Raw genomic sequence first — 19267 nt, forward strand, 5'->3', positions numbered from 1 at the left:
TTATGAGTTGAGGTGGCCGAATGAAGCTGCTTGTACAAAAATTTGGAGGAACTTCGGTCCGGGATCGGGAAAGCAGGTCCCGGGCCATCACTCATGTCAAAAAAGCCCTTCATGAAGGATATAAAGTGGTCGTTACTGTGTCGGCAATGGGAAGGAAAGGAAGCCCCTATGCGACAGACACGATCTTAAGTTTGGTTAATTATCCGGACACTCTGGTGTCAGAGCGAGAACAGGATCTCCTGATGTCGTGCGGGGAGACCATCTCCTCCATTGTTTTTACACATGAGTTAATGAATGAAGGGATTTCAACTGTTTCTTTAACAGGAGCGCAGGCAGGATTTCTAACGAATGATGATTTTACAAGAGCTAAAATTATTCGAATGAATCCGGCAAGAATATATAAAGAGCTTGAATCTCATGACGTTGTAGTAGTGGCCGGTTTTCAGGGACAGACGGATAAAGGAGAAACGACTACGATCGGCCGAGGAGGCAGTGATACCTCTGCTGCAGCACTTGGAGCAGCATTATCAGCTGAGTTCATTGATATATTTACCGACGTAGAAGGAATTATGACTGCAGACCCACGAGTGGTTACATCTGCTCGGGCTTTAAATGTGATTACGTATAATGAAATCTGTAATTTGGCCTATCAAGGAGCGAAGGTTATCCATCCTAGAGCAGTTGAAATTGCCATGTACGCTAAAGTGCCTCTTCGTGTTCGTTCAACCTATTCAGACTTGCCAGGAACGCTGGTAACTGGAATAAAGGAACCACCTGCGGGTAAAGATATTTCCGATCGCGTTGTGACGGGAATCGCCCACATGACGGGACTGACTCAAATTAAAGTTCTCTCAAAAGAAGATCCCTCAAAATTACAATCCGATGTATTTAAGTCCATGGCTGCTGCCAACATTTCAGTTGACTTCATCAACATTTCTCCAAGCGGTGTCATTTATACCATCAATCATATTTATACAAAAAAAGCGGTCAGCATCCTTGAGGATTTAGGGTATGAACCTGAAATTAAAGAAAAGTGTGCAAAAGTTTCTACGGTAGGAGCGGGAATTGCCGGTTTTCCTGGCGTTACGGCTAAAATCGTTCAGTCTCTAACAGACTCCGGTATCCAGATTCTCCAATCAGCCGACTCTCATACTACAATATGGGTGCTGATTAAAGAAGAGGACCTTGTTCAGGCTGTTAATGCGCTTCACGAATCTTTCCAGCTCAACGTAGAAATGGTGAAAGGGGAAAGAACATCATGAATTTCGGGAAAGTCTTAACAGCCATGGTTACCCCTTTTGATAATCATGGGAAGATCGATTTAAAGAAAACAGCGGAACTGGTCGATTATTTATTAGCCAATGGAACAGATGGATTAGTAGTGGCGGGTACAACAGGTGAATCGCCCACACTCTCAGCGGATGAAAAAGTGGAAATTTGGAAACAGGTGGTTCAGGTAGTTAAAGGGCGTGTACCTGTGATTGCGGGTTCTGGAAGCAACAGTACAGATAAGTCCATTCATCTATCCAAACGGGCAGAAGAAGCAGGAGTCGACGCAGTCATGCTGGTAACTCCTTATTATAATAAACCGGACCAAAGAGGACTTTATCAACATTTTAAAACCATTGCGGAAGCTATTGACTTACCCGTAATGATCTACAATGTTCCAGGAAGATCCGTCGTTCGGCTGACTCCGGATACTGTTGTATCTCTTTCCCATATTAAAAATATTGTTTCTGTGAAGGAAGCGACGGGAGATCTGGACGGAATGTCGGAAATTATTTCTCGAACAGACGATTCTTTCTCGTTATATAGTGGCGATGACAACCTTACACTGCCTTCATACGCAATCGGAGCTCATGGCATTATCTCTGTTTCCAGCCATATTATTGGAAATGAAATGCAGACAATGCTTAAGCTTTATGAAGAAGGAAGGGATAAGGAAGCTGCTGCTCTTCACCGAAAACTCCTACCCTTAATGAAGGGGATGTTTAGTGCACCCTCTCCTACACCGGTGAAAGCTGCTTTACAGATGATTGGAATCGATACCGGAGGAGTTCGCTTACCTTTAGTACCTTTGTCAGATAAAGATCTCGAGTCCATTCAGCAGATTATCAATAATGTAAAGTCAAATTGAACCGAAGAGGGAGTGTAATCCCTTTTCGGTTTCTTTATTGGCAGGAGTGGAATGGGTGCTTTTAAGTTAATCACATGTATGAGAGCAGCATGCTTGAGTCATACTACGTGAAAAGAGCGAAAGGAGCCCTGCCTTATGAAAGAATCTCCTCAAGAACAGGAAAAGGATAAATCCAAAGGGCAATCGTCCATTGTTGATAAGATCCAGCAGCTTGGTCAATCTAATGTACCTCAGCCGGCTGATTCCAATATTCATGTGCTTCCGATAATTGGTCAAATTGAAGGTCACGTCCAACTGCCTTCTCAAAACAAAACTACGAAATATGAACATATGATTCCCCAGCTTATAGCAATTGAGCAAAATCCAAAAATCGAAGGATTAGTCGTACTATTAAATACTGTGGGTGGAGATGTGGAAGCGGGACTTGCGATTTCTGAAATGATTGCTTCTTTGTCTAAACCTACTGTTTCCATCGTTCTCGGTGGTGGGCATTCCATTGGCGTTCCAATTGCTGTTTCCGCTGATTATTCATTTATTGCTGAAACAGCTACTATGACCATTCATCCGATCCGCATGACCGGACTAGTCATAGGTGTTCCGCAAACATTTGAGTACATGGATAAGATGCAGGATCGAGTAGTTAATTTTGTTACTAGACATTCCAATGTGGACGAGGAGAAATTTAAAGAACTCATGTTTGCAAAAGGTAATCTTACACGTGATATAGGCACAAATGTTGTCGGTCAACAAGCCGTAGACAATGGTCTTATCAATGCTGTGGGCGGAGTTAAAGAAGCAATGAGTAAACTGAATGAATTAATTGATCATAATAAAGAAAATGAGAAGAAGGTCGTTCAATGATTCATTATACGCCACTTAGTGAATACGATATTTTCCCTTCCCATGAAAAAGAGCAGCAAATTATTTACAATCAGGTCAAAAAGTGTTCTGTAAAATGTCAGGATATGGGCGATGGAAAAAAACAAATTGTGCAAGTTTTGTCCACGGATCCAGCGCATTATATGGATCCATCCCTGCAGCCAGGACAATGGTTGGACTCGTAACACACTCTTTTCATGTGGTATAATAATAATGGTTAGTCAGGATGTCGAACATGTTTTCTTCTCCTTCTCAGAAGAGACAGTCGGCATCCTTCTCTTTTCAAGCTGCTTCTATTATTCTTTGAAACTAATTGGTGTGCATAGATGAATAAAAGGGTGCCCGGCGTGCAGAAGTAAAAACAACTAATATGGAGGTGTCTATTTAATGGCTAGAAAAAGAAAATCTTCTTCAAAATCTAAGAAAAAGCAATCAGGATTAAAACAGCAAGTTAAATTTGAATTGATGGGACTGCTGTTTATCTTAATTGCTGTCTTTGGAAGTGGAGCTTCAGCTATCAGCGATGGAGCTGTACCTGGTGGACTTGAGCGTATCTGGCAGTTTTTCTTCGGGGTCTGGTATTTTGTAGCTTCACTATTTTTTCTAATACTTGGTGTCTTCTTAATGGTTAAGAGGAGTTGGCCGTCTTTCCTACATAAACGTTTAATTGGAGTATATATTGTATTTGTCTCGCTTTTATTGTTTACTCACTTAGAAACTTTATCCGATGAACTGGCAGCAGGTGAAGGTTCGATTTTAGCTATGACCTGGGAACGGATTACCGGAATGATGCGGGGAGAGTTGTCTTTCTATAGTATCGGCGGCGGACTTTCCGGGGCCTTTCTGCTATCCATAACCTATTTTCTCTTCTCAGGTACTGGAGCTGCTATTTTGTCGTTCTTCCTATTTTTAATCGGGATAATATTTATTAGTGAATGGTCAATTGGCAACTTCGTAAGTGTAGTTGGAAACAAAGGAAAAGACATATTACAGGACCAGGTCAAGCGCATTAAAGAATCAAGGTCTCATCCTAAAGAAAAAAAATCCCAGCGAGAACAACCTGAAGAAACGACGGTTATTGAAATGAATGAGCCTGAGACTAGTGAATATGAAAATTCAGCTGAACCAATTATTCAGGACTTTACAGATCATGCTTACGCAAATGAAGATAAAACGGAAACACAATTATTATCCGAAAATATTTCTCCTAAAGAAGATTATGAGGGAGAGGAACCCGGTCTGGAGAAATCCATGCCGACCGCTGAATTAGAAAATTTCGATTATCAACTGCCTAGTATGGAGCTTTTGGATGAACCCACTTCGAGTCCCCAAAGTCAAGGTCGTTCCCACATTCAGGCAACGGTTCGCAAACTTGAAAAAACGTTTCAGAGTTTCGGGGTCAAAGCGAAAGTGACCAAAGTGCATGTCGGTCCTGCCGTTACGAAGTATGAGGTTTATCCAGATACCGGTGTTAAAGTAAGTAAAATAGTTAATTTAAATGATGACCTGGCTCTTGCACTGGCAGCAAAGGATATTCGTATTGAAGCTCCCATTCCCGGGAAATCTGCTGTAGGAATTGAAGTTCCTAATCAGGAAATATCCATGGTTTCTTTGAGGGAAGTTTTGGAAACAGGGAAGTCCAACACAGAAGCAAAATTAAGTTTTGCTCTGGGCAGAGATATTTCCGGTGAGGCTGTTATGTCTGAGTTAAACAAGATGCCACACCTGCTTGTAGCTGGAGCCACAGGCAGTGGTAAAAGTGTATGTATCAACGGTATTATTACAAGCATTTTAATGCGAGCGAAACCTCACGAGGTAAAAATGATGATGATCGATCCGAAAAAAGTAGAGTTAAATGTATATAATGGGATTCCTCATTTACTGGCTCCAGTGGTAACTGATCCTAAAAAAGCGTCACGTGCACTTAAAAAAGTTGTATCAGAAATGGAACGCCGCTATGATTTATTTTCAGAAACAGGTACGCGAAATATCGAAAGTTATAACGAATATATAAAAAAACACAATAAAGAAAGTGAAGATACACAGCCACAGCTTCCTTATATCGTGGTACTGGTGGATGAACTGGCTGACTTAATGATGGTTGCGTCCAATGAGGTTGAAGACGCAATTACCCGGTTGGCCCAAATGGCACGTGCGGCCGGCATTCATTTAATTATCGCTACTCAGCGTCCTTCCGTTGATGTTATTACAGGGGTTATTAAGGCTAACATTCCCTCACGTATTGCCTTTAGCGTATCCTCACAAACAGATTCCAGAACTATTTTGGATTCAGGAGGAGCAGAGAAACTGTTAGGCCGAGGGGATATGCTCTTTACGCCGGTTGGATCTAATAAGCCAACCAGGGTACAGGGGGCTTTTCTTTCAGATGAAGAAGTGGAACGTGTGGTCAATTTCTGCGTAGAACAGCAGAAAGCTCAATATCAGGAAGAGATGATTCCTGAAGAAGAAAATGAAGTGAAGCAGGAAGTAGATGATGATCTTTATCCTGAAGCGGTACAGATGGTTATTGAGATGCAGAGTGCCAGTGTATCTATGATTCAGCGAAGATTCAGGGTAGGCTATACACGAGCTGCCCGGTTAATTGATGCGATGGAGGATAATGGTATCGTAGGCCCCTATGAAGGAAGTAAGCCAAGATCTGTACTCGTCTCACAAGTATCGGAAGAACAGTCCTCTTAATTGCTCATCAGAGCAGCTAATATAGCTGAAAATAGTTATTAAGTCATAAATAGAGTTAGGACAAAACAGAAAAATGTCCTAACTCTATTTATTTATTTGCGGAATAGTGTTATATTAATTAAAAATTATGATGTGTCAAACGTCAGATGTCAGATCACTTAATTGCAGTTTAATAGACTTGGGGTGTAGATAATGTCCATAAAGCACGATACACGTCACCTGTACTTGCAGGTGATTGAACAGATAAAAAAAGATATTGAAAACGGTATCTTCATCGAAAAGCAGAAATTACCCTCTGAGTTTCAATTATCCAAATCTCTTGGAGTTTCAAGAGCGACATTAAGAGAAGCACTTCGAATCCTGGAAGAAGAAGGAGTTGTAACTAGAAGACATGGCGTGGGGACATTTGTTAATCCTAAGCCGCTTTTTACTTCCGGAATAGAGGAACTTGATAGTGTAACAGGGATGATTGCAAAGTCGGGCATGCGTCCAGGGACGCAGTATCTAACAGCTGAACTTGTGGAGGCTACTATAGAAGACCGTAAACGATTCGCTGTTATGGATCTACATAATTTAGCAAAAGTGGAACGTGTCCGCACAGCAGACGAGGAGCCGGTCGTTTATTGCATTGATAAAATTCCTGAGGGACTTCTGCCCCTTGACCAAATTCGTGAAGCAGACTCTATGTTTGGAATCCTTGAAGCATACACAGGGAAATCGATTAGTTATGCGGTCACTCACATCGAACCTATTGGTTATCATGAAAAAATTTCACCAATCTTAAATTGCGAACCAGAACAAGCTTTACTTTTATTAAAACAAATGCATTACACCGTGGATGATGAACCAATGCTGCTGTCTTCCAATTACTTTAGGGCTGATAAATTCAGTTTCCATGTTTTAAGAAAAAGAGTGTAAGCGTTTTCAATAGTGTGTACCAATGACTATTTTTGGGAGGTGAGGCTTGCTGAAAAAGGGTAAAAGAAACACTCCAAAGGGTTTCAGGCGTCAAACTTAATAAATTAGGGGGAGTTATTTTGTTTAAAAATCGTCGTTTTCTTTTAGTTTTTTCACTCTTATTAGTCATTGGTTTAGTTCTTGGAGCATGTGGTGCTTCTGATGATGGAGGAGACTCAGCAGAGGATTCAGGAGGAGATAGTGAGAACAACACGGAAAACTCTTCTGAAAATGGCAATAACGAAGATTTCTCAGTAGCTATGGTTACAGATGTAGGCGGCGTGGACGACAAATCGTTTAACCAGTCTGCTTGGGAAGGGCTGCAAGCATTTGGTGAAGAAAACGGAATGTCGAAAGGTGAAGGTTTTGATTATGCTCAATCAGAAAGTGATGCAGACTATACGACAAACCTGAACCGCCTGGTTCGTCAAGATTATAACTTAATTTTTGGAATTGGATACTTATTACAGCCAGCTATTGAAGAAGTTGCTGCACAATATCCTGATACAAATTTTGCGATCGTTGACTCTGGCGCAGAAGGTGACAACGTTGCGAGTATTCTTTTTAAAGAACACCAGGGTTCTTTCCTGGCGGGCGTGGCCGCAGCAAAGAAAACCAAGTCCAATAAAGTTGGATTTGTTGGTGGAGTAGACGGAGCTTTAATTAACAAATTTGAAGCTGGCTTCGTGGCCGGTGTTAAATCTGTAAATGCTGATATTACAGTGGATGTACAGTATGCAGAGGCGTTCGACGCCCCGGATGATGGGAAATTGATTGCTTCCGATATGTATTCTAAAGGAATAGATGTTATATATCACGCTTCTGGTGCAACGGGCAACGGGGTTTTTGCTCAAGCCAAAGACCTTAAGAAAAATAACCCAGATGAAGACGTATGGGTGATAGGTGTTGACCGTGACCAACATGAAGAAGGTGCAATTGGAGACAATAATATAACGCTTACTTCTATGGTGAAGCGGGTGGATATTGCCGTACAGGATGTGGCTAAGCAGGCCATGAATGGTGAATTCCCAGCTGGAGAAACCATTGAATACGGCCTGGATGATGACGCGATCAGCCTGGCACGTACGAATGAAGAAGCTCTATCAGACGACATTATTACAGCTATTGAAGATTGGAAAGAGAAAATTATCAATGGCGAGGTAGATGTACCAAGTACTCGTGAAGAATTAGAAACTTATGTGAATACCTTATAAGTATGAAAAAAAGGCTGGTGTAAGCCGGCCTTTTTTTACTGTATAGACCAAAAATCATCAAATGAAGAGTTGTTAAACCCGGCCCTCTTCATTTGATGATTTTTAAAGAGAGTATTTGGACTGGAGCATAGATGGATTCATCTAAGACAGAAAAGGAGTGAGGGGCAGCAATGGAATACGTTATTGAAATGCTTAACATCCGGAAGGAATTTCCAGGAATCGTGGCTAATGATAATATAAATCTTCAAGTAGAGAAAGGCGAAATCCATGCTTTGCTTGGTGAAAACGGAGCAGGAAAATCTACCTTAATGAATGTTTTATTTGGTCTTTACCAGCCGGAAAAAGGCGAAATAAAAGTAAAAGGTGAAAAAGTTAAAATAACAGATCCGAACGTTGCCAATAAACTTGGCATCGGAATGGTTCACCAGCACTTTATGCTGGTCGATACATTTACGGTAACGGAGAACATCGTTCTGGGTAGTGAACCTAAAAAGGGCGGCACTGTAGATATAAAGAAAGCTGAAAAAGAAGTAAAGGAGCTTTCAGAACGGTATGGTTTAAATGTGGACCCAGGCGCTAAGATCCGCGACATTTCCGTTGGAATGCAGCAGCGTGTTGAAATATTGAAAACGCTTTATCGTGGGGCCGAAATATTAATTCTTGACGAACCTACTGCAGTTTTGACTCCTCAGGAAATCAAGGAGCTAATAGGGATTATGCACAGCCTTGTTAAAGAAGGGAAGTCCATTATTCTGATCACTCATAAACTAAAGGAAATAATGGAAGTCTGCGACCGGTGCACTGTAATTAGAAAAGGAGAAGGAATTGGAACCGTTAAAGTAGCCGATACAAACCCTACCGAATTAGCTTCGTTGATGGTGGGACGTGAAGTAAGCTTCTCTACTGAAAAAACTCCAGCGAATCCGAAGGAAACCTTCTTATCCATCAAGGACTTGTTTGTAAAAGATGTGCGCGGTGTGGATATGGTTAAAGGATTAAATCTTGAGGTGAAAGCAGGAGAAATTGTCGGGATCGCCGGTATTGATGGCAATGGACAATCTGAGCTCATCGAAGCGATTGCAGGTCTGAGAAAAAGTGAATCGGGGAGCATAACACTTCATGATCAAGTGATTACGAACTTATCACCCAGAAAAGTAACTCAGTCCGGCGTTTCTCATATACCTCAGGATCGTCATAAATTCGGGCTGGTACTCGATTTTCCGGTTGGGGAAAATATGGTTCTTCAAAGTTATTATCAACAGCCTTTTTCCAAAAAAGGGGTTATGAACTTTAAAAATATATACAAAAAAGCTCAAGAACTAATTGAAGAGTATGATGTGCGAACTCCGAATGCTTATACGAAAGCTAGAGCGCTGTCAGGCGGAAACCAGCAAAAAGCCATTATTGGACGGGAAGTCGACCGCTCTCCGGATTTAATTATAGCGGCACAGCCTACACGAGGACTTGACGTAGGAGCAATTGAATTCATTCATAAGAAATTGATTGAGGAACGCGATAAAGGAAGAGCTGTACTATTACTATCTTTTGAACTGGAAGAGATTATGAATTTAAGTGATCGAATTGCGGTCATGTTCGATGGAAGAATTATTTCAGAAGTCAAACCGGAAGAGACAAATGAACAGGATCTCGGTCTTATGATGGCAGGGAACACTCCACAGAAAGCAGGTGGAAGCTAAATGTTTGCCAATCGAACAGTTAATATTTTAATTCCTATAATATCCGTACTGCTCGGATTATTATCAGGGGCTGTTATCATGCTCGTTTTTGGTTACAATCCTTTGAAAGGTTACGCTGCTTTATGGACAGGGGCTTTTGGTGATGCTTATTTCTTAGGCGAAACCCTGAGACAGGTTACGCCTTATATTCTTTCAGGGCTCGCTGTCGCCTTTGCTCTTCGTACAGGTCTTTTAAATATCGGTGTGGAAGGTCAGGTCTTTGTGGGCTGGGTAGCTTCTGTATGGGTGGGCGTTGCTTTTGAACTGCCTATGATTATTCACCTTCCGCTAGCTATACTGGCCGCTGCATTAGCAGGTGCATTTTGGGGGTTTATACCCGGAATTTTAAAAGCTAAACTTGGCGTTCATGAAGTTATTGTCACGATTATGATGAATTACATCGCACTATATTTATCAAATGAGATTGTTAGAAATGTCATAACAGATGGTAAAGACCGCACCGATTCTATTGCTCCCACGGCTTCACTGGCCTCTGAATGGCTGGCTGGAATGACATTTTTTTCACGCCTTCACTGGGGATTATTGATTGCACTATTTATGGCCCTGGTTATGTGGTTTCTTCTAAATAAAACGACCCGAGGTTTTGAATTGCGTTCAGTAGGTTTTAATCAGCATGCATCGAACTATGCGGGGATGAATGTGGGTAAAAACATTGTGCTTGCAATGGTTATCTCGGGAGCTTTCGCAGGGTTAGCGGGTGCGATGGAAGGATTGGGAACTTTTGGCTACATGTCTGTTAAATCGGGATTTACTAATATCGGTTTTGACGGAATCGCTGTGGCGCTTCTTGGAGCAAACACGGCGCTTGGAGTAGTACTCGCAGCCTTCTTGTTCGGTACCCTTAAAATTGGTGCCCTGAACATGCCTACCGTAGCGGGAGTTCCTACAGAGTTAGTAGAAATCGTCATCGCCCTTATCATTATTTTTGTAGCATCAAGCTATATGATCCGCTGGATTATTTTACGTTTTAAAAAGGAGGGGAAATAAATGGAATTCATAGATATCCTTGCTCGAATCATTCCACCTGCCATTTTCTTTGCATCCCCTCTGATTTTTACAGCCCTGGGTGGTGTATTTAGTGAACGTTCTGGAATTATTAATATAGGACTCGAAGGTCTTATGGTTATGGGAGCATTTGTAGGTATTGTTTTTAATTTAACCTTTCATGAGGTTTTAGGTGACGCAACCCCCTGGGTTTCGATTTTTGTGGCAATGATCGTCTCCGCTATTTTTGCACTTGTTCACGCGGTAGCATCGATCACCTTCCGTGCCGACCAGGTGGTTAGTGGAGTGGCCATAAACTTTCTTGCCTTAGGAGTCGGTCTGTTTCTTACAAAGCAATGGTATGATAAAGGCCAAACCGATATGGTGGATCGTCCTTTCTATACCATCGACATTCCTGTATTGAATAAAATTCCAATCCTGGGTGACCTGTTTTTCTCAGGGTGGTATTTAACCTCTTATTTAGCGATTATCCTAGCTTTTGCTGCCTGGTTCATCATTTATAAAACTCCATTTGGCTTACGTCTGAGATCGGTTGGAGAGCATCCAATGGCTGCCGATACGAATGGTATCAATGTCTATGCTATGCGTTATGTAGCCGTAATGATCTCAGGAGCGCTTGGTGGTCTAGGCGGTTCCGTTTATGCTTTAACCATAGCACTTAACTTTTCTCATGCTACTATTGTAGGTCAAGGATTTATGTCCCTTGCAGCTGTTATTTTTGGAAAGTGGCACCCATTGGGAGCATTAGGAGCAGCTATTTTCTTTGGACTAGCCCAAAGTTTAAGTATTGTTGGATCCAGTTTGCCTTTATTGGAAGACGTTCCTCAAATATTTTTATTAATTGCCCCTTATGTCTTGACCATCCTGGCCCTGGCTGGATTTATAGGACGAGCGGAAGCTCCTAAGTCTCTGGGTGAGGCATATGTTAAAGGAAACCGTTAGAATAAATTAAGTCCGGTTCTTGCACCGGGCTTAATTTTTTACATTTTGAAACATATACCTTAGCATAGGACGTAGCTTTCTATGGATGAATTATGTGGAGTGAGTCTATAATAGTAAAGAAACGACAAGGAGGATGGGAAATGAAAATTAAGGAAGAAGTATTGCTTGAAAAACAAGGATATCGATTACATATTCTACCTAGTAAAAAATATAAAACCATTTCAATTGTGGCTAAATTTAAAACCCCACTAAGAAGAGAGGGCATTACAGAGAGGGCTTTGCTTCCTCATGTTCTGCAAAAAGCAACCAATAATCATCCGAATGTAAGAGAATTCCAATCATCGTTTGAAAATTTATATGGAACGGTACTATCCAGTGATGGGTCGAAAAAAGGCGAGAATCATGTTATCAGTTTCCGGATGGAAGTGGTTAACGAAGCTTACCTCAATGATCAGGAGCCTATATTGGAAGAAGCTCTAAAACTTTTCAATGAAGTTCTTTATGCTCCTAAAGTAGAAGGGGAAGGGTTTGATTCGTCCATTGTAGAACGTGAAAAACAAACGCTAGAGCAGAAGATCACGTCTGTAAAAGACGAAAAAATGAGTTATGCTAATATGCGTTTAATGGATCACATGTGTAAAGATGAACCTTACTCTCTACACGTAAGCGGTTATCAAGAAGATATCTCTTCGATTACTCCGGAAAGTCTTTATACTTATTATCGGTCAATGATAAAAAATGATCTGCTTGATGTTTATGTTATTGGAGACATCGATCAAGCTGAAATTGAGAAAATGACAGATAAATATTTCATCCGGGAGAACAGCAGCAATCAGGATAACGATCAGGTATCTACTTCCAAAGACGTAGAAGAGGTAAATGAAGTTGTGGAACGTGAAGAAGTGAATCAGGGTAAACTCCACATTGGATACCGTACGTATACCAAGTTTGGGGATCCCGATTACTATGCCTTACAGATTTTCAACGGATTATTTGGTGGATTTCCAAGCTCTAAGTTATTTATGAATGTGCGTGAGAAACACAGCCTGGCTTACTATGCAGCCTCTCGTTTCGAAAGTCATAAAGGTTTACTTCTTGTTTTTAGTGGTGTTGATCCAAAAGACTACAAACAAGCAAAATCCATTATTTTAGAGCAGATGGATGCTATGCAAAACGGAGATTTCACCGAAGATCAGGTAGAAGAAACGAAGGAACAAGTGATTCATCAACTGCAAGAAACGATGGATAATGCCAATGGGATTATTGAAGTCCTGTATCACCAAATGCTATCCGGAGCTGAGATGCCAGTTAATGATTTAATTGAACATATCCGAAAAGTGACCAAGCAGGATGTTGTTGCTATGGCTAATAAGATTAAACTAGATACAATTTACTTTTTAACCAGCCTTGAGGGAGGGGAATAACTGTGGAAGAACTAGTCTATGACCAAATCAATGAAACCGTCTACACAGAAACAATGGGTAATGGATTGAAGGTTTTCCTGCTCGCAAAACCTGAGATGGCAAAAACATTCGGTATATTCACCACAAATTATGGGTCTATTGACCAGACCTTTACACCTATTGGACAGGATGAGAAAGTGACCGTTCCAGAAGGGATTGCACACTTCCTGGAACATAAACTGTTTGAAAAAGAAGATCGTGATGTCTTTCAGGACTTCACGAAGCTTGGGGCCTCGGCAAATGCTTTTACTTCTTTTACAAAAACGGCTTATTTATTTACAGCCACCAGTCAAATAGAAAAAAATGTGGAGACTTTGCTTAATTTTGTGCAGGACCCATATTTCTCAGAGGAATCAGTGGAAAAAGAAAAAGGCATTATTGCTCAGGAAATCCGGATGTATGATGATCAGCCGGACTGGCGTTCCTTTTTTGGAACCATTCAAAGTTTGTATCATCATCACCCTGTAAAAGTAGATATCGCAGGAACAGTGGATTCCATTCAAAACATCACAAAAGATGACCTTTATACTTGCTATGAAACATTTTATCATCCTTCTAACATGGTCTTATTCGTAGCTGGTAATATAGAACCAGAAGCGATGATGAAGCAAATTCGCGAAAATCAAGATAGTAAAGAATTTCCGGCTGCTCCGGAAATTAATCGATCCTATCCGGATGAGCCGACGGAAGTCGCGAAAGCCCATAACTCGATTACTATGCCTGTTACCACTGCTAAAGCAATGGTTGGGGTAAAAGAAAAAGTTACTCATTTAACAGGGAAGGAATTACTTCGAGCCGAGCTGCTTTCCAGCATGATCCTTGATTACTACTTCTCTAAAAGTGGTGCGTTTTATGAGGAACTATACCGCAATGATTTAATTGATGACAGCTTTCAGTTTGAAACAGAACTGGATCGTCAATTCGGATTTACTATCCTTGGCGGAGATACACGTAAGCCGGAAGAAATGACTAAACGTGTAAAAGAGATGCTTCATGAACTAAAAGAAAATAGTATTTCTGATGAAGACTTCACCCGAATGAAGCGTAAGAAAATCGGCCAGTTCATGCGAGCTTTAAATTCCCTTGAATTCATTGCTAATCAGTTCACTCATTACCACACGCTTGGCGTAGATCTGTTTGACGTTCTGCCTGTTATTGAATCTCTTACCTCCAAAGATGCAGAGGAATACCTGCAACACTGGATTAATGAAGAAGCTATTTCGGTCTTCCAGGTCAAACCTCAGGAAGATGAGTAAACGTTGTCTGATCATTGGAGCAAGCGGTGAAATTGGATATAGTGCCACCCAAACTCTTGTAGAAAAAGGATATCGTGTCGGTCTGCAGTATTACTCGAATTTGCGCAGAATTGAAAGACTGGAAAACCATATTCCAGCAGGCCAATGGCTCGGTGCTCAGCAGGCTGATTTAACTACTACAGAAGGAATTCAAGCTTTTTTACAAATCATTTCTAAAGAATGGGAAGCTATTGTATTTTGTGGAGGTCATCTATGGAAAGGCCTTTTCCAGGACATGACAGACGCGGAAATGGATGAACTATATCATGTCCATCTTAAAGCTCCCTGGATGATTTCACGGCACGTTCTTCCCTTTATGATCCATAATAAAGCAGGCAATATCGTGACCGTTTCCTCCATATTTGGCGAAGAAGGAGCAAGTATGGAAGTTGCCTACAGCTCTGTAAAAGGCGCACAAATAAGCTTTGTTAAAGCATTGTCTAAAGAAGTGGCTCCAAGTGGAATTCGAGTTAATGCAGTGACACCGGGTATTATTGCAACAAAAATGAATAACATGCTCTCTCCTGAAGAATGGAATACTCTAGAAGGTGAAATACCTCTTGGGAGAGCCGGGCAGCCTTATGAAATAGCTGACGCCATCAGCTATTTATTGAGTGATCAATCGAGTTATGTTACAGGACATGTACTGCGGGTAAATGGCGGTTGGTAATAAAAATGTGTGCATAAAATGTTTGTTTCCTCTCATACTAAGTATGAAAAACTTAGAGGAGGTAACAACAATGTCTGTTCTTGAAAATTTTGACTCTTGGAAAGACTTTCTTGGCGATCGTTTGCATCAGGCACAAGGGCAAGGAATGGATCAACAAGCTGTATCAGACCTTGCATACGAAATTGGAGGATATCTTGCCAATTCAGTAGATGCAGAAAATGATCAGGAAGCTGTTCTTCGTGATCTTTGGAACGTAGCTGACCAAAAGGAACAACACGCTATTGCTAATATGATGGTGAAACTCGTACGTAACGAAGGAAATCAAGCTTAATTTGCTAAAAACCGCACATTTCATTGTGCGGTTTTTGTTATTTTTCAAAGATAATCCATTTCCTGACTTTCCTATTCATTAAAAATCCTTTATGATAGATAGTGTGTTGCGCAGTCCTTAAAGGACAAAAAATGACATTTTCCAGAGGAGTTTTGTCATGGAGAAAAAAGAATGGTACTTAGAATATGAAATACAGTATAATCGGCCAGGTCTGCTTGGAGATATCTCTTCTTTGCTCGGGATGATGGCGATTAACATTGTTACAATAAACGGGGTAGAAAACTCCCACAGGGGCATGCTGCTCTTATGCAAAGATGAAGAGCAGATTATTCGATTAAAATCAATTCTAGATACAATGGATACCATTAAAGTAACAAAATTACGCCGTCCTAAATTAAGAGATCGTCTTGCCGTTAGGCACGGACGCTACATACATAGCGATGTGGATGACCGTAAAACCTTCCGATTCAATCGTGAAGATTTAGGAGTACTCGTTGATTTTATGGCTGAGCTGTTCATGAAAGAAGGGCATAAGCTTGTAGGAATTCGGGGAATGCCGCGAGTTGGTAAAACAGAGTCTGTAGTAGCGGCAAGCGTATGTGCTAATAAAAGGTGGCTTTTTGTCTCAAGTACTCTTTTAAAGCAGACAGTCAGAAGTCAGTTAATTGATGAAGAATATAGGGAAGATAACCTTTATATTATTGATGGAATTGTTTCTGCCAGACGTGCAAGTGAACAGCACTGGCAGCTTGTGAGGGAAATTATGAGGCTTCCAGCTACCAAAGTGATTGAACATCCAGACATTTTTGTACAGGAAACAGAGTATAAACTCGATGATTTTGATTACATTATTGAATTAAGAAATAACGATGATGAAGTAATCACGTACGAAACGGTGGAAAAACCAGACATGTCGATGAGTGACGGGTTTTCCATGTTTGATTTTTAACTTAATGGATGGTGTTTTACATGGAGAAGGAGATTGGAGCTCGATTAAGGAATGCCCGCGAGTCTAAAGGGATGTCACTCGAACAAGTGCAGGAAACAACCAAAATTAAAACACGCTATCTTCATGCCATTGAAGAGAATGATTTTAATGTTCTGCCGGGTAAGTTTTATACACGTGCTTTTATAAGAGAATACGCATCAGCTGTAGGTATTGATCCTGAACAGATGATGGAAGAACATAAAGATGAGATGCCTTCGTTTGAAAAAGAGGGAGCAGCTCAGTATAAACGCGTACAGCACTCTTCAAAAGAGCCTGTTGTGAAAAGAGCAAATATTAACAGGTACTTACCGACCGTCATGACGTTTGTTCTTATAATTGGTATATTGTTTGTCGCTTACACCTTTATCAAGAATGGAAATAATGATTTGGGAAGCGGGGCCGCTGACCAGGAAGTATCAAACAACGATATTAATATTCCGGAAGCGTCTGATGCTCAAGACAGCGAAAGTACTCCGGTCAGTTCAGAATCATCAGGTGAAGACACGGCGGATGATGAGAAAGACACAGATAAAGAGCAGACTGGGGAAGAAGGAAGTTCTTCAAGCGAGAAGGAAAACCCGAGTGAGAAGGCTGACCAGGAAAGTGAATCCTTCGAAATTTCCCTGGCGGAAAAAGGAACGGGTAACTTTCCACAACATACGTATAACATCTCAACGGCTGAAAAGAAATCGTTGACTATTGAACTGGAAGGTACTGCCTATTTAGAAATACAAGGCGAAGAAAAGGGTGAGAACTTAATATCCCCTATTGAATACAGCCCGGCGGATTCTCCGGTTAAGGTTGATGTTTCGAATAAGAAACAAGTGTTTATTAAAACAGGGAATGCTCTTGGGACTATTGTGAAAATCAATGGTGAACAAATAGATTTTCAAACCCAGCAGGCTACCCAAAAGCTTTTGCTTAACTTTAAGTGAAATTATTCGAAAAGGCTGTCCTGAAGGTGGATCATAGAGGAGATGATCATCTTCAATCTTTAAAAGGGCAGCCTTTTATTTTAGTGCAATTTAGGAGTGTGACAAAAAATGAACTTACCGAACAAAATTACGATTTCAAGAATTCTACTTATCCCCATTTTTATCATTTTAATGAGTGTCCCGTTCGAGTGGGGATCTATTCAAATGGGTGATCGGGAATTACCCGTTGCTCATCTGGCTGGAGCCATACTATTTATTTTGGCTTCAACGACTGATTGGATTGATGGGTATATTGCAAGAAAATATAATCTGGTAACTAACCTTGGGAAATTTTTAGATCCGCTCGCTGATAAACTCTTAGTAAGTGCCGCCTTAATCATACTGGTCGAGATCGGTCTTGCTCCAGCATGGATTGTAATTGTTATTATTAGCCGGGAATTCGCGGTCACGGGGCTTAGGCTTGTTGCGGCAGGCGAAGGAAGTGTTTTAGCTGCAAGTCAAATGGGAAAATTGAAAACCTGGATACAAATTATTTCCATTTCTCTTTTGCTGCTTCACAACTGGCCTTTTGCTTACCTAAATCTGCCCCTCGGAATAATTACTCTTTACCTAGCACTAATTATTACTTTTTATTCTGGATATGAATACTTCCAGAAAAACTGGCATGTTATGAGGGATTCCAAATGAAGGCTGAAGTTATAGCAGTAGGTACTGAATTGTTACTCGGACAAATAGCTAATACGAATGGACAGTGGATTTCTAAAGAATTTGCAAGCCTTGGTATACCTGTTTATCAGCATAGCGTCGTTGGTGATAACATGAAAAGAGTGGAAGATATTTTCGAGGCGGCTCACAGTCGATCGGACGTTATCGTTGTCACAGGTGGCCTTGGTCCAACCGAGGATGACTTAACAAGAGAAGCTGCTCAGAAAATAATTGGGCAGGAACTCATGGAAGATCAACAAGCGATGGAAAAAATAGCTCTTTATTACGAAAAAAACAAACAAACCATGACAGCGAACAACCGAAAACAATCGTTAGTCTTTGAAGAGGGTATCGTACTTCAAAACCAAGAAGGGATGGCGCCAGGTCAAATTGTAGAACATGACGGAAGAGCGTGGATCTTTCTTCCGGGAGTTCCCTCTGAGATGAAATCCCTTATGAAAAGCGGAGTGCTGCCTTATCTGCAGCGTTCTTATAAACTGCAGTCTGATATCGTTTCCGAAATGATGTACTTCATAGGTATCGGTGAATCAACCTTGGAAAGTAAACTCTCTGCATTAATTTCACACCAGACCAACCCTACACTCGCCCCGCTTGCTAGTGAAGGGGAAGTGGGACTGCGAATCACCGCAACTGGAGAGACAGGCGATGAGGCAAGAGAGAAAATTTCCGTAATGAAAGAGACCGTATTAGAGATCGTGGGCTCGTATTATTATGGAAGTGACGATGTATCTATTGAGAGCACGGTGCGGGACCTGCTAAAAAAACGCGGCTACCGTCTCGGAGCAGCTGAAAGCCTTACAGGAGGTAAATTTATCGAGCAGCTAATAGCCCTGCCTGGTGCTTCTACTGTAACTCAGGGAAGCCTTGTGGCCTATACACCATTAATGAAAGAGAAAGTGATTGAGGTAGCTCCTTCTCTCATTAAGCAGCATGGAACGATCAGTAATGAATGTGCTGAAACTATGGCTATAAATGCTAAAAGGATTTTAGAGGCAGATGTTGCAATTAGCTTTACAGGGGTGGCCGGACCAGAATCCAGTGAAGGACATGAACCGGGCACTGTGTTTATCGGACTGCAAATCGCAGATGAGCGTCCTTCTGTGTATCATTTTCAATTTGAAGGAAGCAGAGATAAGATTCGTTCCCGTGCTGTGAAAAAAGGATACGAATTAATTTTTCACCATATCAAAAATTTATAAATGACTAAGAAGACCCTATATAATAATTCATTTTTTCTTAAGAAGAAATAGCATTATTGATAGAAAAGC

General features: G+C 41.1%; 18 protein-coding genes. All 18 read left to right on the top strand.

Annotation, left to right across the window (positions count from 1 at the left end; genetic code table 11):
- Positions 1-20 precede the first annotated feature (20 nt).
- Positions 21-1262, top strand: a complete 1242-nt coding sequence (dapG, locus tag WAM07_RS13790) for an aspartate kinase (protein WP_422167732.1) — start codon at positions 21-23, stop codon at positions 1260-1262.
- The gene (gene dapA, locus WAM07_RS13795; protein WP_422167734.1) at positions 1259-2137 is read left to right on the top strand and encodes a 4-hydroxy-tetrahydrodipicolinate synthase; all 879 of its coding nucleotides are present in this window, start codon (positions 1259-1261) and stop codon (positions 2135-2137) included. Before dapG ends, dapA begins: the two co-directional genes overlap by 4 nt.
- Before the next feature lie 135 nt (positions 2138-2272).
- The gene (locus WAM07_RS13800; RefSeq protein WP_422167736.1) at positions 2273-2998 is read left to right on the top strand and encodes a ClpP family protease; all 726 of its coding nucleotides are present in this window, start codon (positions 2273-2275) and stop codon (positions 2996-2998) included.
- Positions 2995-3201: a YlzJ-like family protein gene (locus WAM07_RS13805; RefSeq protein WP_422167738.1), complete on the top strand. Its 207-nt coding sequence runs from the start codon at positions 2995-2997 to the stop codon at positions 3199-3201. Before WAM07_RS13800 ends, WAM07_RS13805 begins: the two co-directional genes overlap by 4 nt.
- Before the next feature lie 202 nt (positions 3202-3403).
- Positions 3404-5716, top strand: a complete 2313-nt coding sequence (locus WAM07_RS13810; protein WP_422167740.1) for a DNA translocase FtsK — start codon at positions 3404-3406, stop codon at positions 5714-5716.
- 192 nt (positions 5717-5908) lie between these two features.
- The gene (locus WAM07_RS13815) at positions 5909-6634 is read left to right on the top strand and encodes a GntR family transcriptional regulator (protein ID WP_422167742.1); all 726 of its coding nucleotides are present in this window, start codon (positions 5909-5911) and stop codon (positions 6632-6634) included.
- A 119-nt stretch (positions 6635-6753) separates the two neighbouring features.
- Positions 6754-7887: a BMP family lipoprotein gene (locus WAM07_RS13820; protein WP_422167744.1), complete on the top strand. Its 1134-nt coding sequence runs from the start codon at positions 6754-6756 to the stop codon at positions 7885-7887.
- 170 nt (positions 7888-8057) lie between these two features.
- The gene (locus tag WAM07_RS13825; RefSeq protein WP_422167746.1) at positions 8058-9584 is read left to right on the top strand and encodes an ABC transporter ATP-binding protein; all 1527 of its coding nucleotides are present in this window, start codon (positions 8058-8060) and stop codon (positions 9582-9584) included.
- Positions 9585-10631, top strand: a complete 1047-nt coding sequence (locus tag WAM07_RS13830; protein WP_422167748.1) for an ABC transporter permease — start codon at positions 9585-9587, stop codon at positions 10629-10631.
- A complete protein-coding gene (locus WAM07_RS13835; protein WP_422167750.1) occupies positions 10632-11591 on the top strand; it encodes an ABC transporter permease in 960 nt (319 codons plus the stop codon).
- Between the two features lie 140 nt (positions 11592-11731).
- Positions 11732-13015: an EF-P 5-aminopentanol modification-associated protein YfmF gene (gene yfmF / locus WAM07_RS13840; RefSeq protein WP_422167752.1), complete on the top strand. Its 1284-nt coding sequence runs from the start codon at positions 11732-11734 to the stop codon at positions 13013-13015.
- A gap of 2 nt (positions 13016-13017) precedes the next feature.
- Positions 13018-14310, top strand: coding sequence for an EF-P 5-aminopentanol modification-associated protein YfmH (gene yfmH / locus WAM07_RS13845; RefSeq protein ID WP_422167753.1), 1293 nt, complete (start codon positions 13018-13020; stop codon positions 14308-14310).
- The gene (ymfI, locus tag WAM07_RS13850) at positions 14303-15019 is read left to right on the top strand and encodes an elongation factor P 5-aminopentanone reductase (protein WP_422167755.1); all 717 of its coding nucleotides are present in this window, start codon (positions 14303-14305) and stop codon (positions 15017-15019) included. Before yfmH ends, ymfI begins: the two co-directional genes overlap by 8 nt.
- A gap of 70 nt (positions 15020-15089) precedes the next feature.
- Positions 15090-15350, top strand: a complete 261-nt coding sequence (locus WAM07_RS13855; RefSeq protein WP_422167757.1) for a DUF3243 domain-containing protein — start codon at positions 15090-15092, stop codon at positions 15348-15350.
- A 157-nt stretch (positions 15351-15507) separates the two neighbouring features.
- Positions 15508-16299, top strand: coding sequence for a DUF3388 domain-containing protein (locus WAM07_RS13860; RefSeq protein ID WP_422167759.1), 792 nt, complete (start codon positions 15508-15510; stop codon positions 16297-16299).
- 20 nt (positions 16300-16319) lie between these two features.
- Positions 16320-17273 (top strand): helix-turn-helix domain-containing protein, encoded by a 954-nt coding sequence (locus WAM07_RS13865; RefSeq protein WP_422167761.1) that lies wholly within the window; start codon positions 16320-16322, stop codon positions 17271-17273.
- Positions 17274-17381: 108 nt separating this feature from the next.
- Positions 17382-17960: a CDP-diacylglycerol--glycerol-3-phosphate 3-phosphatidyltransferase gene (gene pgsA / locus WAM07_RS13870; protein ID WP_422167763.1), complete on the top strand. Its 579-nt coding sequence runs from the start codon at positions 17382-17384 to the stop codon at positions 17958-17960.
- Complete coding sequence (locus WAM07_RS13875; protein WP_422167765.1) at positions 17957-19198, top strand: competence/damage-inducible protein A; 1242 nt, start codon at positions 17957-17959, stop codon at positions 19196-19198. The genes pgsA and WAM07_RS13875 overlap by 4 nt, the downstream gene beginning before the upstream one ends.
- Positions 19199-19267 lie beyond the last annotated feature (69 nt).

This window comes from Halobacillus sp. (assembly GCF_049282395.1).
In the GTDB taxonomy this organism is placed as follows: domain Bacteria; phylum Bacillota; class Bacilli; order Bacillales; family Halobacillaceae; genus Halobacillus.